The sequence below is a fragment of the Mycobacterium sp. 852002-51613_SCH5001154 genome, assembly GCF_001667425.1.
Classification (GTDB): domain Bacteria; phylum Actinomycetota; class Actinomycetes; order Mycobacteriales; family Mycobacteriaceae; genus Mycobacterium.
On the sequence record NZ_LZII01000037.1, the window covers coordinates 49,418 to 62,853 of the forward strand.

16 protein-coding genes are annotated in these 13,436 nt (G+C 67.7%); 11 read left to right on the plus strand and 5 right to left on the minus strand.

Features of this window, described 5'->3' with window-relative positions; genetic code table 11:
* Positions 1 to 198: 198 nt before the first annotated feature.
* The 7 genes from A5750_RS09275 to A5750_RS09305 are packed head-to-tail and all read left to right on the plus strand — an operon-like array spanning position 199 to position 5,687.
* Positions 199 to 1,548 carry a Rieske 2Fe-2S domain-containing protein gene (locus A5750_RS09275; RefSeq protein WP_067262224.1) on the plus strand — a complete coding sequence of 450 codons (1,350 nt, stop codon included), beginning with the start codon at positions 199 to 201 and terminating at the stop codon, positions 1,546 to 1,548.
* Positions 1,545 to 2,072, plus strand: a complete 528-nt coding sequence (locus tag A5750_RS09280; protein ID WP_067262225.1) for a 3-phenylpropionate/cinnamic acid dioxygenase subunit beta — start codon at positions 1,545 to 1,547, stop codon at positions 2,070 to 2,072. Before A5750_RS09275 ends, A5750_RS09280 begins: the two co-directional genes overlap by 4 nt.
* Positions 2,069 to 2,347, plus strand: coding sequence for a dihydrodiol dehydrogenase (locus A5750_RS09285; protein ID WP_066950141.1), 279 nt, complete (start codon positions 2,069 to 2,071; stop codon positions 2,345 to 2,347). The genes A5750_RS09280 and A5750_RS09285 overlap by 4 nt, the downstream gene beginning before the upstream one ends.
* Entirely contained in the window at positions 2,331 to 3,125 is a 795-nt protein-coding gene (gene hcaB, locus A5750_RS09290) for a 3-(cis-5,6-dihydroxycyclohexa-1,3-dien-1-yl)propanoate dehydrogenase (protein WP_067262229.1), read from the plus strand. The genes A5750_RS09285 and hcaB overlap by 17 nt, the downstream gene beginning before the upstream one ends.
* Positions 3,122 to 3,850, plus strand: a complete 729-nt coding sequence (locus A5750_RS09295; protein ID WP_067262231.1) for a class II aldolase/adducin family protein — start codon at positions 3,122 to 3,124, stop codon at positions 3,848 to 3,850. The genes hcaB and A5750_RS09295 overlap by 4 nt, the downstream gene beginning before the upstream one ends.
* 24 nt (positions 3,851 to 3,874) lie before the next feature.
* Positions 3,875 to 5,035: a MacS family sensor histidine kinase gene (macS, locus tag A5750_RS09300; protein WP_067262233.1), complete on the plus strand. Its 1,161-nt coding sequence runs from the start codon at positions 3,875 to 3,877 to the stop codon at positions 5,033 to 5,035.
* Positions 5,025 to 5,687 (plus strand): response regulator transcription factor, encoded by a 663-nt coding sequence (locus tag A5750_RS09305; RefSeq protein ID WP_067262234.1) that lies wholly within the window; start codon positions 5,025 to 5,027, stop codon positions 5,685 to 5,687. Before macS ends, A5750_RS09305 begins: the two co-directional genes overlap by 11 nt.
* A gap of 44 nt (positions 5,688 to 5,731) precedes the next feature.
* Here the strand turns inward: A5750_RS09305 and A5750_RS09310 are convergent, their stop codons facing one another.
* From A5750_RS09310 to A5750_RS09320, 3 genes are all read right to left on the minus strand, one after another.
* The gene (locus tag A5750_RS09310; RefSeq protein ID WP_067262442.1) at positions 5,732 to 7,048 is read right to left on the minus strand and encodes an acyltransferase; all 1,317 of its coding nucleotides are present in this window, start codon (positions 7,046 to 7,048) and stop codon (positions 5,732 to 5,734) included.
* A 131-nt stretch (positions 7,049 to 7,179) separates the two neighbouring features.
* Entirely contained in the window at positions 7,180 to 7,473 is a 294-nt protein-coding gene (locus A5750_RS09315; protein WP_067262235.1) for a YiaA/YiaB family inner membrane protein, read from the minus strand.
* Positions 7,474 to 7,806: 333 nt separating this feature from the next.
* Positions 7,807 to 8,610 (minus strand): IclR family transcriptional regulator, encoded by an 804-nt coding sequence (locus A5750_RS09320; RefSeq protein ID WP_067262241.1) that lies wholly within the window; start codon positions 8,608 to 8,610, stop codon positions 7,807 to 7,809.
* Positions 8,611 to 8,726: 116 nt separating this feature from the next.
* On the opposite strand from A5750_RS09320, the gene A5750_RS09325 reads away from it, so the two are divergent.
* Positions 8,727 to 9,545 (plus strand): SGNH/GDSL hydrolase family protein, encoded by an 819-nt coding sequence (locus tag A5750_RS09325; RefSeq protein WP_082959076.1) that lies wholly within the window; start codon positions 8,727 to 8,729, stop codon positions 9,543 to 9,545.
* A gap of 36 nt (positions 9,546 to 9,581) precedes the next feature.
* Positions 9,582 to 10,247 (plus strand): DedA family protein, encoded by a 666-nt coding sequence (locus A5750_RS09330; protein ID WP_066950164.1) that lies wholly within the window; start codon positions 9,582 to 9,584, stop codon positions 10,245 to 10,247.
* 8 nt (positions 10,248 to 10,255) lie between these two features.
* Here A5750_RS09330 and A5750_RS09335 read toward each other — a convergent pair whose 3' ends face one another.
* Positions 10,256 to 10,876, minus strand: coding sequence for a TetR/AcrR family transcriptional regulator (locus tag A5750_RS09335; RefSeq protein WP_067262244.1), 621 nt, complete (start codon positions 10,874 to 10,876; stop codon positions 10,256 to 10,258).
* A gap of 200 nt (positions 10,877 to 11,076) precedes the next feature.
* Here A5750_RS09335 and A5750_RS09340 point away from each other — a divergent pair, with 200 nt between their 5' ends.
* Positions 11,077 to 11,472, plus strand: coding sequence for an anti-sigma factor antagonist (locus A5750_RS09340; RefSeq protein ID WP_067262247.1), 396 nt, complete (start codon positions 11,077 to 11,079; stop codon positions 11,470 to 11,472).
* Between the two features lie 38 nt (positions 11,473 to 11,510).
* Positions 11,511 to 12,593 (plus strand): glutamate--cysteine ligase, encoded by a 1,083-nt coding sequence (locus A5750_RS09345; protein WP_067262250.1) that lies wholly within the window; start codon positions 11,511 to 11,513, stop codon positions 12,591 to 12,593.
* A gap of 25 nt (positions 12,594 to 12,618) precedes the next feature.
* Here A5750_RS09345 and A5750_RS09350 read toward each other — a convergent pair whose 3' ends face one another.
* Positions 12,619 to 13,404 carry a sulfite exporter TauE/SafE family protein gene (locus tag A5750_RS09350; RefSeq protein WP_067262253.1) on the minus strand — a complete coding sequence of 262 codons (786 nt, stop codon included), beginning with the start codon at positions 13,402 to 13,404 and terminating at the stop codon, positions 12,619 to 12,621.
* Positions 13,405 to 13,436 lie beyond the last annotated feature (32 nt).

Here is a 13,436-nt window from a genome sequence, read left to right on the forward strand (position 1 = left end):
GACGTGACCACCGTAGCCCGGGCTTCTGGCCGCTTAGTTGTCAGAAACCTGTGAGTTACCAGAAAGCATTCTTGTAAAACCCTGACCGCGGAGCGGGCCCGGCAAGCGTCGCGATTGACCGGCGGCGGGTAGATGCGGGATTCTACTTAGCGGAATACTTCTCTGCACAGCAGACAATTAGGGTGTGAGGGGGTCACCATGACGGCCCATCGCGATGCCCGCGATGGCGTGTTCGCCAGCGTCCGCGACGGGATGATCCCCGCTTACATCTACAACGACAGTGAACTGTTCGCACTGGAGAAGGAACGGCTGTTCGGACGGGCGTGGATGTTCGCGGCGCACGAGTCCGAGATCCCGCAGGACGGCGACTACGTGGTGCGCCGGGTGCTCGACGACTCCTTCATCATCACTCGCGACTCGACGGGCGATGTGCGCGCCTTGTTCAATATGTGCCTGCATCGGGGCATGCAGGTCTGCCGCGCGGAGATGGGAAACGCCTCCAACTTCCGCTGCCCCTACCACGGCTGGACCTACCGCAACGACGGCCAGCTCACCGGCCTGCCGTTTCATCGGGAGGCCTACGGCGGCGAGGACGGGTTCGCCAGGAATGCCCAAACCCTGCTGCCCGCACCGAAATTCGCGAGCTACAACGGTCTGCTGTTCATCAGCATGGACCCGAACGCCGAGCCGCTCGAGGACTTCCTCGGCGACTTCAAGTTCTATCTGGACTTCTACACCAAACAGAGTGCCGGCGGCCTCGAAGTGCGGGGGCCGCAGCGCTGGCGCATCAAGGCCAACTGGAAGATCGGCGCCGAGAACTTCGCCGGCGACATGTACCACACGCCGCACACGCACGCGTCGATCGTGGACATCGGCCTGTTCCGCGAGCCGAAAGCGCAGAAACGCAAGGACGGCGCCACCTACTGGGCGCACCGCGGCGGCGGCACCACCTACAAACTTCCGCCGGGTGGCTTCGACGAACGGATGCGCTACGTCGGCTATCCCGACGAGATGATCGGCCGGATCAAAGGCGTGTGGACGTCGCGGCAGCAGCGGATGGTCGGCGAGGACGGTTTCATGATCTCGGCTGCCACCTGCTTTCCGAATCTGAGCTTCGTGCATAACTGGCCGAAGGTGCATGACCGCGAAGACCAAGTGCTGCCCTTCATCTCGATTCGGCTGTGGCAGCCCGTCAGCGAGAACGAGACCGAGGTGTGCTCGTGGTTCGCGGTGGACTCCGCCGCTCCCCCGCAGTACAAACAGGACTCGTACAAGGCGTATCTGATGTGCTTCGGTTCGACCGGCATGTTCGAGCAGGACGACGTGGAGAACTGGGTGTCGCTGACCACCACCGCGGGCGGTTCGATGGCCCGGCGGCTACTGCTGAACAGCCGGATGGGGCTGCTGTCCGACGGCAGCCCGGTGGTCGAGCCGCTGAGCGCCGAGGCGTTCCACGGGCCGGGCCGCGCGCAGGTCGGCTACAACGAATACAACCAGCGCGCGCTGCTGAACATGTGGGCCGATTACCTGCAGGGCGTCGGCACATGAGAAAGGCGTTGCCGTCCTTGCCGTTTCATGACGTCCGGCACCTGCAGGCGCACCAGTTCCTGGTGGACGAGGCCTATCTGCTGGATGCCCAGCAGTACGAGGCGTGGCTGGACACGATGACCGACGATGTCCGCTACGTGATGCCAGTGCGGGTCACCACCGCTCGCGGCGCCGGGTTCGACGCCTCCCCGGGGATGGCGCACTTCGACGAGGACAAATATTCGCTGAGCCAGCGGGTCGCGCGGATGGGCACCGAACACGCCTGGGCCGAGGATCCGCCGTCGCGGCTGCGCCACTTCGTCACCAACGTACGCGCGTTCGAGCACGACGACCCGGCGCACCTGTGGGTGGACTCGGCCGAACTGCTGTTCCGCAGCCGGGGCGACGTGAACGAAAGCGCCTTGCTGTCATGCGGGCGCGAGGACCTGTTGCGCTGGTGCGATGATCGTTGGAAGCTGGCCCGCCGCAATATCATCGCCGACGAGTCGGTGCTACGGATGCAAAACCTGGCGGTGTTCCTGTGAATGACGAACTGCAGCGGCTCCTGGACGGCGCGGTCGGCGAACCCCTCGTCGTCGCAAACGAGTTCACCGAGGTGGTCGTGCGCCGGGTCGACACCCGAAACGGGTCGAGGCTGCTGATCGGCGCACCGCGATCCGGGCAGTGGATCACCTTGGACGCGCTCGAGGTCGAGGCCCTGACATGGCAGAACGGTCGCACCCTGGCGGCAATGGTCGGCAATTCCCACGCGCCGCTGCTGCCCGATGAAGCCGAGGAGGGTGATGACCGGCTGGCTTGAGGGCAAGCGCGCGCTGGTCGTCGGCGCCGGTTCCGGGATCGGCCGGGCCGTGCTGGACGCGTTTCGGGTCGAGGGCGCGAAAGTTGCTGCGCTGGAACGCGATAACCAAAAGTGCGAGACCTTGTGCCGGGAGTTGCCCGATGTTCCGGTCGTCGCCGGCGACGCGACCACCCGCGAAGCCAACGAACGAGCGGTCGCCGCCGCGGTGGACGCCTACGGCGGGTTGGACACACTGGTCAACTGCGTCGGAGTCTTCGACTTCTACCAAGGCATCGGCGACATCGATGCCGACGACCTTCCCGGCGCTTTCGACGAGATGTTCCGCACCAACGTGCTCAGCCACCTGCAGTCCGTCAAGGCGGCGCTCCCCCGGCTGCGGGCCGGAACGGGATCCTCGATCGTCCTGACCGAGTCCGCCTCGTCGTTCTATCCCGGACGTGGTGGCGCGCTGTACGTGTCGTCGAAATTCGCCGTCCGCGGCCTGGTGGCCGCCCTGGCCCACGAGCTGGCGCCGCAGCTCCGGGTCAACGGGGTGGCTCCGGGCGGCACGCTGGGCACCGACCTGCGCGGGCTTGCCAGCCTGGGGCTCGGGGGCGTCCGCCTGGACGACACCCCCGACCGGGCACAGGAGCTGGCCGCGCGCACGCCGCTGAACGTCGCCCTGTCCGGGGAAGACCATGCGTGGAGCTTCGTGTTCCTGGCCTCCGACCGCGCCCGCGGGATCACCGGCGAAACCGTCCGCCCCGACGGGGGATTCGGGCTGGGCACACCGCGATGACCCCCCTCGACGAGCAACGCGCGCTGGTGGCGCAAGGCTGCCGGGTGGCCGCGGCCCGCGGCCTCGTCGACGGCATCCTCGGCCACCTCAGCCTGCGCGTCGACGACGAACGCCTGCTCGTCCGCTGCCGCAGCGACACCGACACCGGGGTGGCTTTCACCCGGCCCAGCGACATCCGGCTCGTCGCCTTCGACGGCGGCGCCGGCGCCGACGGCGAACTCGACGGGTACCGCGTGCCCAACGAATTGCCCATCCACGTCGAGACCATGTTGGCCGATCCCCGGCACCGGGCCGTCGCGCATCTGCACCCGCCCGCCGTGGTCGCCGCCGACCTGGCGGGCATCGTGATCCGGCCGATCTACGGCGCCTACGACATTCCCGGCGCGTGGCTCGCCCGCGGCGGCGTGCCCGTCTACGAGCGCGCCGTACTGATCCGCACCCCGGCGCTGGGCAAGGAGATGGTGGCGGCCATGCGTGGGCGGCCGGTGGTGATCTGCCGCGGACACGGGATCACCAGCGCGGCCGCCACCGTGCCGGAGGCGGTGCTGCAGGCCATCAGCCTCGACGCGTTGGCGCGAATGTCGTTGCGCGTGCAAGGCGCCGGCGGGACCCTGCGGGAGATCGACGACACCGACTGGGACGACCTGCCCGACCTGGGGCCCGCGTTCACCGCCGAGGCCGCCTGGCGGCACGAGGTGGCACGAGGTGGCACGGTTGCAGGTTGACTGACCTGGCGCCGTCCCACACTTATGCTGACGACGATGGCGAAAAACAGCCTTGACCCCACCACGCCGTTATGGCGTGCGGCGCAGGTGTTCCGGCTGCTGAGCTGCATCTATGCCGCCGGGTTCCAGATCGCCATCAACCCGGATCTTCGTCGGCCCGCGCTGGGCTGGGTGCTGTTCGCGGTGCTGATCGGCTGGAGCGCGGCGTGCGCGGTGGCTTACCTACGCGGGTTCGGTCGTAAACCAGCGTGGGTGCTCGCCGAGGTCGTGATCGTCGTGCTGCTCATGTGGTCGAACACCATCGTCACCACCCCACACTGGGCGGCCGAAAATCAGACCTGGCCGACAACGCTGTGGGCCAGCAACCCCACGATCTCGGCGGCTATCCAATTCGGCCCCGCCGGCGGCATGCTCGCGGGCCTGGTGGTGATGGCCACCAATTTCGCGGTCAAGAACTATCTCGCCCTCAACCTGGGGCATAACGCCACCGTCATCATCGAGCTGGCGATCGGCATGGCGATCGGCATGGCCGCACAAACCGCGCGGCGCGCCCACGATGAGCTCCAACAGGCGGCCCGGCTAACGGCCGCGGTGCAAGAACGGGAACGTTTGTCCCGCCAAGTCCATGACGGGGCCATCCAGGTACTGGCGCTGGTGGCCAAGAAAGGCCACGAAATCGGCGGCGCCACAGCAGAACTCGCCGACCTGGCCAGCGAGCAGGAACGCGCGCTGCGACGATGGCTGGCCAGCAGGGACATCGACCACGACACCGACGGCGCGACCATCGATCTGCGCACCCTGCTGCGCTGCCGGGAATCCGACCGGGTGTCGCTGAGCCTGCCCGCGACACCGGTGCCCTTGGGTCGCCGGGTGGGCACCGAGCTCGACGCGGCGGTGGGCAACGCTCTGGACAACGTGGAAGCACATGCCGGGCCCGGCGCGCACGCGTTCGTGCTCGTCGAAGATCTCGGCGATTCCGTTATGGTGAGCATCCGCGACGACGGGGTGGGAATCGCCGCCGGCCGGCTCGAGGAAGCGGCCGGCCAGGGGCGCCTGGGCATCTCTCAATCGATCGTCGGTCGGTTGACTTCGCTGGGCGGCCGCGCCCACCTGCGCAGCGAACCGGGCGAAGGCGCCGAATGGGAGTTGTGCGTGCCACGCGGAAAGGCGTCCCATGGCCGATGAGACCCCCACGACGGTGATGGTCGTCGACGACCATCCCATCTGGCGTGACGCGGTCGCCCGCGACCTGGCCGACGAGGGGTTCACCGTGGTCGCCACCGCCGATGGCGTTGCCGCGGCGGGGCGGCGGGCGGCCGTGGTCAAGCCCGACGTCGTGGTGATGGACATGCAGCTGCCCGACGGCGACGGCGCACAAGCGACCGCGGGAGTGCTCGCGGTCTCTCCCTCGTCTCGGGTGCTGGTGCTCTCGGCGTCGGACGAGCGAGACGACGTGTTGGAAGCCGTCAAGGCCGGCGCGACCGGGTATCTGGTCAAGAGCGCATCCAAATCGGAACTGGCGCAGGCGGTGACAGCGACCGCTGAAGGCCGCGCCGTGTTCACCCCGAGTCTGGCCGGGCTGGTGTTGGGTGAATACCGGCGGATGGCGCAGAGCAAGGACGACGGTCCCGCACGGCCCAGCCTCACCGAACGCGAAACCGAGGTTTTGCGCTATGTGGCAAAGGGCTTGTCCGCCAAGCAGATCGCCCAGAAGCTGTCGCTTAGCCACCGCACGGTGGAAAACCACGTGCAGGCGACCTTTCGCAAACTTCAGGTCGCCAATCGGGTGGAGTTGGCGCGCTACGCCATCGAGCACGGCCTCGACGAGGACCCGTGACCCGCAGAGCAGCCAGCTGACCGCCCTGCGGGTCAACGAAATCTCTACCCGCGAACCGTGTTGGGGCGCTTGGCCGAAGCGGCGGCCACCACGCGGGCACCCACCAACGCGGTCACCATTACGGCCATGCACACCAGGCCGTCGTCTTTGAGCCCCCACCTGATGGCGGCAAGGATGGCCACGCCCGCCACGCACAACAGGGCGCCGATCGCCGTTCCCCGCCCGCGCCCTGTCACCGTCGGGGCGCCGTCCCAGCCCGACAGTGGGTTGTTCTCCAGCGGCCGCAGCGCGACGAAAAGCACCGCCACGGCGACCGCCACGACGAGCAGTTGCGCGAGGCTGACGGCGAGGAAGTCCCGCGAGCCCGGGTAACGAGGGCAGCCGAGGCAGTCGAAGACCAGGTGCACGCCGAGCAGCACGGGCATGTGCCACAGGTAAAGCGTCATGGCGCCGGAGTTACCAATGGCGGTCCACCACCACACCCTCGGTCGCTGGGCCCAGCGTGCGATCGTCGGCGCGGCAGCAATAGCCAAGGCGCTCAGGATGATTGCGTGCCCGGCCAACAGCAGCGAGGGCGGGCTGGTGTTGGACAGCTGGTGATCACCGGTGCCCACCATGCTGATCTGGTACGGACCCCAATGCACCAGCGCAATGTCGACGGCGAACCCGATGGCCGCGATGACGAGTGCGGCACGCCCGGTGAGCAGCCGGCGGCGGTACGCGATGCCGAACATGGCGGGGATAAGCCAGACGGCCAGGTTGAGGTAGCCCAGCGGCATCATGGCCGGCCAGTGCAACCGGATGGCGTCGATCGCCGCGATGGTCGCGTAGACGCCGGCCACAGCGGCGGCAAGACGCCCCGCGGTGGTGATGCGATACAGCACCGGCATGGCGGCCAGCACCAGCACGTAGGCACCCAAGAACCACAGCAGCTGCGTGCTGACACCGGCGACCGGCTCGTAGATATGTTGCGGCAGAACCTGATTCAGCATCGTCAGCGCGACTGCCCAAAACGCAAGGTAGTAGAACACCGGCCGGAACAGTCTGGTGCAGCGTTTCATCAGCCAGTCACCCCAGTTTGTGCCGGCAGACCACGACGATAGGCAGGCCGCGGCGCCGGCAAAGAAGAACAGCGGCATGATCTGCAGAAGCCAGGTCGCCGCCTGAAACACCACCGAGGTGGTCAGCAGGTTATCCCAGATCAAGACGTGGTTGCGGATGGTGCTGATGGCCATCACGGTGTGGCCGAGCACCACACCGATCAGCGACGTGATGCGGATGACGTCCAGCACGCGATCGCGGTCGGCCGGAGTGGCCGCCGCCACCTCGGCGACGTCGGGGAATCTTGTGAGAGCTGCCATGGGATGTTCGGCCCTTTCAGTGAATCTGTTGGTGAACAAGGGATTAAGCGGTGGGATGTCGGGATAAGCATGGCCGATCGCGCGGGGCCCGCGCCCGCGCAGTTCTACGCGTCTGGCCTGAGTAGTACTACTCAGTTCGCGGCGGTATTGAGCGGGTCGTAGTCGGCCAGCAGTTTCTCGATGCGTGCTTCGTCCAACCGGACGCGCACCGTCGCGGCTTCCTGTTGGTCGCGGATCACCTTGGCCAGGGTGAACGCGCTCGACACCAAGAACAGGAAGGTGATGCCGAGAAACGATCGCTGCCACCCATCGAGCGGAAGGAAGTAGATCCCGCCCAGCGCTGCCACGAGGCTGATCGCGAACGCGACGGCGGCCTGAACGAAGAATGCGGCTGTGGTTTTGGAGATGTTATTGGGAACGGTCATGCCAAAGAGCCTGCGGCAGCGCGCTGCTCGCCGGAATCCGTAAGAATACTCAAATCATTCGGGCACCAGCAGCTGTCACGTGGTCGATGGCGGCTCACGCCGGATTTGATAGCACCGGCGCTATCAAGATCGGGAGTCACTCATGTCCCGGGGAGGCGCGGCTCTCCGGACCATATGGCTCACACGGAATTTCATAGCGCGGGCGCTATCAAAAACGGGAGTGCACACATCCTTGCGGAGAGCGCTGGTAGCGCGGACGGTATCAAACCCCGCGCCATCCCCCGCACGGCCATGACAATGCCGCGGTCGCCGGGCAGCGTTCGGGGCGCCGTCTCAGCCGAGTTGGTCGCCAATCTCCTTGGCCGCCTTGCCAAGAGCCGCGGCCACCGCGCCGTAGCGGGAGGCGTCCAGCCGATTCTGCGGGGCGGCGGCGTTGAGCGCGAGGCGCAGGCCCGGCGCCCGCGTCGGTATGGGCACCGCGACCGAAGCCACGCCTTCCTCGCTTTCCTCGCGGTTGATGGCGTAGCCGCGCTCGCGGATAGCGGCGAGCTCGGCCTCCAACTCGGTCCGGCTGCCGATCGACGCGGCCGTGATGCGTTCCAACCGCTCGTGCGGCAGCAGCTGACGCAGCTCCGGTTCGGGCAGCTGCGCCAGCATGACCTTGCCCGTGGACGTGCAATGCGCCGGCATGGTGCGGCCCAGCCGCGAAGCCACCCGGACCGCGGCCGGGCCTTCGACGGCGGCGATGAAGCGGACGCTGGCGCCGTCCAACATCCCGACGTGGATGGTTTCGCGCAGCTGCTCACCGAGGCTTCGCATGATCGGGGCGGCCGATCGCTGGATGTCGATGCGGCCGAAGATCGCGAACGCCACACCGGTCAACGCCGGTCCGGGCAGGTACGCCTTCGACACCGGGTCCTGCCGGACGAACCCGCGGTAGGCCAGCATCGCCAGCAACCGATGCGCGGTGGACGACGCCACGCCCAGGTAGCGGGTGGCCTCGCTCAACCGGATCTGGGGTTGTTCGCCCAGCAGCAGCAGCAGCTTGAGTGCGTTGTCGACCGACTCGATCGGATACTGCGGCGCAAGCGAATCGGCGGCCGGCGCGGCCGTGGCCCGCTCGCTCTTTCTCGCCATGACAGCGAAGGTACTCGCGCCGGTTGCGACTCACAGCAAGCTGAGCACGGCCGCGCGCGGCAAGTGGCGGCCATGCCTACCACACCGCGATCGCGATCGCTATTACTCTCGGCTTCGTGTTCGGGGCTATTCCGTCTGGATATCGCCGTTACGTCGCCATCGGGGACAGCCAGACCGAGGGCTTGTGGGACGGCGACGACGCCGTCGGTCTCCTCGGCTTCGCCGACCGGCTCGCCGTCATGATTGATTCGCTGTACCCGGGACTGCACTACGCCAACCTGGCGATCCGCGGCAAACGGGTCGCCGACGTCTTGTCCGAGCAAGTCCCGCAGGCCCTGGCGATGCGGCCCGACCTGATCACCGTGTGCGCGGGGATGAACGACGTCATCCAGCCGGGGCGATCGTTCGCTCCCGCCCTGGCCGACCTCGAGCACGTTTACGCCGCCTTGGCCAGATCCGGCGCGACGGTGGTGACGACGACCTTCCCGAACGTCGCGCAGTTCCTCCCGCTCGGTCGGCTGGTGTCCGGGCGTCTCGCCCGCATCAACGCCGCGATCACGGCCGCGGCCGATCGCTACGGGTTCCGGCTCGTCGACCTGTACAACGCGCCGTCGATGCGCGAGCTGGACACCTGGGCCATCGACCGGGTGCACGCCTCCACCAAAGGGCACATGCTGTTCGCCGCCGCGGCCGCTGAGGCGCTGAATTTGCCTGGCAGCAACCATGATTGGGCCCACGGGAGCCCCGACGCGAGGCGCCGGTCGCTGACTACCGGCACCTATGAACAGTTGCGCTGGACGCAGGACAGTTTCTTTCCGTGGATCTGGCGGCGCCTGCGCGGCCTGTCGTCGGCCGACGGCCGGGAGCCCAAACGGCCACAGCTGGAGAGTCTCAGCGCGCCGAGCCGACCGGCCGACGCGAACCGGAGGGTTTAGGGCGCGTATCGCCGGACGGTCAGGCATCCTGGACGCATGGATGTGGAGGCTTTGCTGCACGCGATCCCGCCGCTCGCGGTCTACCTGGTGGTCGGCGGTGTGGTCGGGCTGGAAAGCCTGGGCATTCCGCTCCCCGGGGAGATCATCCTGGTCAGCGCCGCGCTGATGTCGTCGCACGACGATCTGCCCGTCAACCCCGTCGGCGTCGGCGTCGCGGCGGTGATCGGCGCCGTGGTCGGCGACTCGATCGGGTACGCGATCGGACGCCGGTTCGGCATGCCGCTCTTCGACCGCCTGGGCCGGCGGTTCCCCAAACATTTCGGTCCCGGACACGTCGCGTTGGCCGAAAAGCTGTTCAACCGCTGGGGAGTTCGGGCGGTCTTCCTCGGCCGGTTCATCGCGCTGCTGCGGATCTTCGCCGGGCCGCTGGCCGGCGCCCTGAAGATGCACTACCCGCGCTTCTTGGCGGCGAACGTCTCGGGCGCCATCTGCTGGGCCGGCGGCACGACCGCGCTGGTGTACTACGCCGGAATGGCCGCGGAACGCTGGCTGGAGCGGTTCTCCTGGATAGCGCTGGTCATCGCGATCGTGTTCGGGCTGATCGCCGCCTTCGCGCTGCGCGAACGCACCTCCCGGGCCATCGCCGAACTCGAGGCCGAGCATTACCGCAATGCCGACAGCACCGCGGCCGACGCAGCTTGAGACAGCGGTTAGCTGGCCGCCTCGCCGAGATCCTCGGGCGCAGCCGGACGGTGCTCTTCGATGAGGGCAACGGCCATCCTGCGGGCACGCGACGCCGCATCAATGTCGCCCACGGCCGCCAGGACGATGGCGCCCTTCATCAAGATGTGCCAGGACGAGGCGAAGTCCTCGACGTCGGTCAGGCCCGCCGCCACGGCGCGCTGACGCACGATGTCGCGTACGTGCTCGATGTGGGTGATGCAGGCCCGTCCCGCAGGCGAATCGGGCCCGAGTTCGAGCAGCACGTTGATGAACGAGCAGCCCTCGTAGCCGTCACGCAGCTGAATCCAGTCGTGCATGACGTCGAAGATCGCGAGCAACTGTTGCTCCGGCGTCTCGCCCCGCTGCCGTGACTGCTCCTCGATCAGGCCGTGGGTCCACAGTTCCTCGCGCCGCTGCAGCACGGCCAGCACGAGGTCGTTCTTGGTGGCGAAATGCCGGTACAACGTGGCCCTGGCGACACCGGCCCGGTCGATCACCTCTTCGGTGCCGACGGCACGGATTCCACGCCGACTGAACAGTTCATATGCCGCGGACAGGATACGTTCACGAGCCGACGCGGCGGGCGTTCCGACATCGGAGGTTGTCATGGCAACCCACAACATACTCTTAGCTGGCATAGGTAGACAGACAGACCTGTCTTGTTATAGAAATGAGATTCGCATTCCGCGAAAAAGTCTGTCTTCAGACGGCAGGACGGGCATCCATCGCAGCGTCGTAGACGCCGGTCGATTAGGAGTCCACGATGTTGAGCTCGGTCATTGCAGAACCCATGACAACTACCCACCTGATGCTGAGCACGAAGCTGGTCTACGAGCTTGGCGACCCCAACAGCACGCTGCGCGCGTCAGCCGATCGCAGCGGCCCGGCGGTACTGATCTACGCCGGCGGGGAGGTCGACGCCTGCAACGAGCACACCTGGCGCCAGCTGGTCAGCGAAGTCGCCGGCATCGTCATCGCGCCGGGGTCCCTGGTCGTCGACGTCACGGGGCTGGATTTCATGGCCTGCTGCGCGTTCGCGGTGCTGGCCGACGAGGCGAAGCGCTGCAAGGAGCGCGGCATCGAGTTGCGCCTGGTGAGCCGCGAGCCGATCGTCGCCCGTATCGTCGACGCGTGCGGCCTGTCGGCCCTGCTGCCCATCTACCCGACCGCCGATTCCGCGCTGGCATCCGCGGCCCGTTGGTGACGGCGCGGCACGGACACCGATAGGGCCCCTGCGGCTGGATGAACGACCCTCCCACCTTCGGCGCGGAGGAAGAATTCCTCCTTGTCGACCCGCGAACCGGCGAACCGGCTCCGCAAAACGCCGATGTGGCCGCCGAGGCCAAGCGCCGGGGTGTTGAGCTGCAGCTGGAACTGAGCAGCTGCCAAGTGGAAACCACCTCCAGCGTGGTGTCGACCAGCACGGAACTCGGCCAAGAGCTGGCCCGGCTGCGGCGCACCGCGGCACAGGCGGCCGAGGCTGTGGGGCTTCGGCTGCTCGCCGCCGGTCTTCCGCCGGCCACACCGCACGAGTTTCCCGTCACCGACACCCCCCGTTATCGCCGGATCGGCGCGGAGTACGGGATGGTCGCACACGAGCAAGGGATCTGCGGATGCCATGTGCACGTCGAGGTTCCCGACCGCGCGGCTGCCATCCATGTCAGCAACTGGCTGCGGCCGTGGCTACCGAATTTGCTTGCGCTGGCGGCTAATTCGGCGGTGTACCGCGGCGCCGACAGCGGCTACGCGAGCTGGCGCAGTGTCCTGTGGCGACGCTGGCCGGTGGCCGGGCCGCCGCCCTTCTTCCCGTCGCCCGACGAATACGACCGCACAGTGCGGATGCTGATCGACAGCGAAGTGATCCTGGACGAGAAGATGGTCTATTGGGACGTGCGCCCGTCGGAGAACTTCCCGACGATCGAGGTGCGGGTGGCCGACGTGCCGGCGACCGTCGCGGAAACGGTGTTGCTCGCCACGCTGGTCCGGGCCGCGGTGATGACGGCGCTGGACGACGACCAGCCCGGGCGGCTTCCGCCGGCGGCCCTGCGCGCGGCGTACTGGAAGGCCGCCCACGACGGGCTCGCCGGACGCACGCTCGACCTTGTCCACGGCCGCGGAGCGGTGTCCGCGCGCGAGCAGTTGGGCGCCCTCGTACAGCGCGTGCGGCCGGCGCTGGAGACGCTCGGCGAATATGACCGCGTGGTGGGCGAACTCGACCGTGTCGCCACGCAGGGCAACGGGGCGATGCGTCAGCTGCGGGCGTGGCGCACTCGGGGCGAGGTGATGGACGTCATCGACGAAGTGGCCACCGCCACGCTGAGCTGAACCCCTTGGGGCGCAGCCACGCCCGTCAGGCCACGGCGAGGAGTCGATACAGCCCGATCAGGCCGACCACCACGATCGTCGCGCGCAGCGCGTTTCCCGACAGCCGGCGGCCGTAGCGCGCCCCGATCAGCCCGCCGATCAGCGACCCCGCGCCGATCAGCCCGGCGGCCGGCCAGCTGATGCGACCGAAGGCGACCAACGTATAGGCAATCGCGGCAACGACATTCACCACGAGCGCCAGCAGGTTCTTGGCGGCGTTCATCCGCTGTACCGACTCCGGCAGCAGCGCGCCCATCAGGCCGACCAACAGGATGCCTTGAGCGGCGGTGAAATAACCGCCATAGACGCCGACGGCGAATGTCCCGAACACCAGGACGGCCATGCGGCGGGGCGTGATGTGCTCGGGCGAGCGGCCCGCGGCCTCGGCGCGCCGGCCCGTCCACGCCTGAATCCGCGGCCCGGCGACCACCAGGACCAGCGCCAGGACCAACAGCACCGGCACCACTTCGGCGAAGACCTTCTCCGGCAGATGCAGCAGCAGGAACGCACCCAGCACCGCGCCGCACAGCGACGCCGGAAGCTGCCAGCGCAGCCGATCCCATTGGCCGCGCAGCTCGGCACGGTAGCCCCAGGTGCCCGACACGCTGCCGGCGACCAGACCGATCGCGTTCGACATGGTGGCCGTCACCGGCGGGAAGCCGAGGGCGACCAGCGTGGGGAACGTGATCAGCGTCCCGGACCCGACCAGCGCGTTGATGGCGCCGGCGCAGAACCCGGCCAAGCAAATGAGAATCATGTGGGAAGGCGACACTGAAGAAAAACCTTAGCCTGCCGCAGGTTTCG

What these genes read in the sequence shown, in the direction of transcription:
- A5750_RS09275 (WP_067262224.1), top strand. Translation starts at nt 199, where the DNA reads ATGACGGCCCATCGCGATGCCCGCGATGGCGTGTTCGCCAGCGTCCGC.
- A5750_RS09280 (WP_067262225.1), top strand. Translation starts at nt 1,545, where the DNA reads ATGAGAAAGGCGTTGCCGTCCTTGCCGTTTCATGACGTCCGGCACCTG.
- hcaB (WP_067262229.1), top strand. Translation starts at nt 2,331, where the DNA reads ATGACCGGCTGGCTTGAGGGCAAGCGCGCGCTGGTCGTCGGCGCCGGT.
- A5750_RS09295 (WP_067262231.1), top strand. Translation starts at nt 3,122, where the DNA reads ATGACCCCCCTCGACGAGCAACGCGCGCTGGTGGCGCAAGGCTGCCGG.
- macS (WP_067262233.1), top strand. Translation starts at nt 3,875, where the DNA reads ATGCTGACGACGATGGCGAAAAACAGCCTTGACCCCACCACGCCGTTA.
- A5750_RS09305 (WP_067262234.1), top strand. Translation starts at nt 5,025, where the DNA reads ATGGCCGATGAGACCCCCACGACGGTGATGGTCGTCGACGACCATCCC.
- A5750_RS09310 (WP_067262442.1), bottom strand. Translation starts at nt 7,048, where the DNA reads ATGGCAGCTCTCACAAGATTCCCCGACGTCGCCGAGGTGGCGGCGGCC.
- A5750_RS09315 (WP_067262235.1), bottom strand. Translation starts at nt 7,473, where the DNA reads ATGACCGTTCCCAATAACATCTCCAAAACCACAGCCGCATTCTTCGTT.
- A5750_RS09320 (WP_067262241.1), bottom strand. Translation starts at nt 8,610, where the DNA reads ATGGCGAGAAAGAGCGAGCGGGCCACGGCCGCGCCGGCCGCCGATTCG.
- A5750_RS09330 (WP_066950164.1), top strand. Translation starts at nt 9,582, where the DNA reads ATGGATGTGGAGGCTTTGCTGCACGCGATCCCGCCGCTCGCGGTCTAC.
- A5750_RS09335 (WP_067262244.1), bottom strand. Translation starts at nt 10,876, where the DNA reads ATGACAACCTCCGATGTCGGAACGCCCGCCGCGTCGGCTCGTGAACGT.
- A5750_RS09340 (WP_067262247.1), top strand. Translation starts at nt 11,077, where the DNA reads ATGCTGAGCACGAAGCTGGTCTACGAGCTTGGCGACCCCAACAGCACG.
- A5750_RS09345 (WP_067262250.1), top strand. Translation starts at nt 11,511, where the DNA reads ATGAACGACCCTCCCACCTTCGGCGCGGAGGAAGAATTCCTCCTTGTC.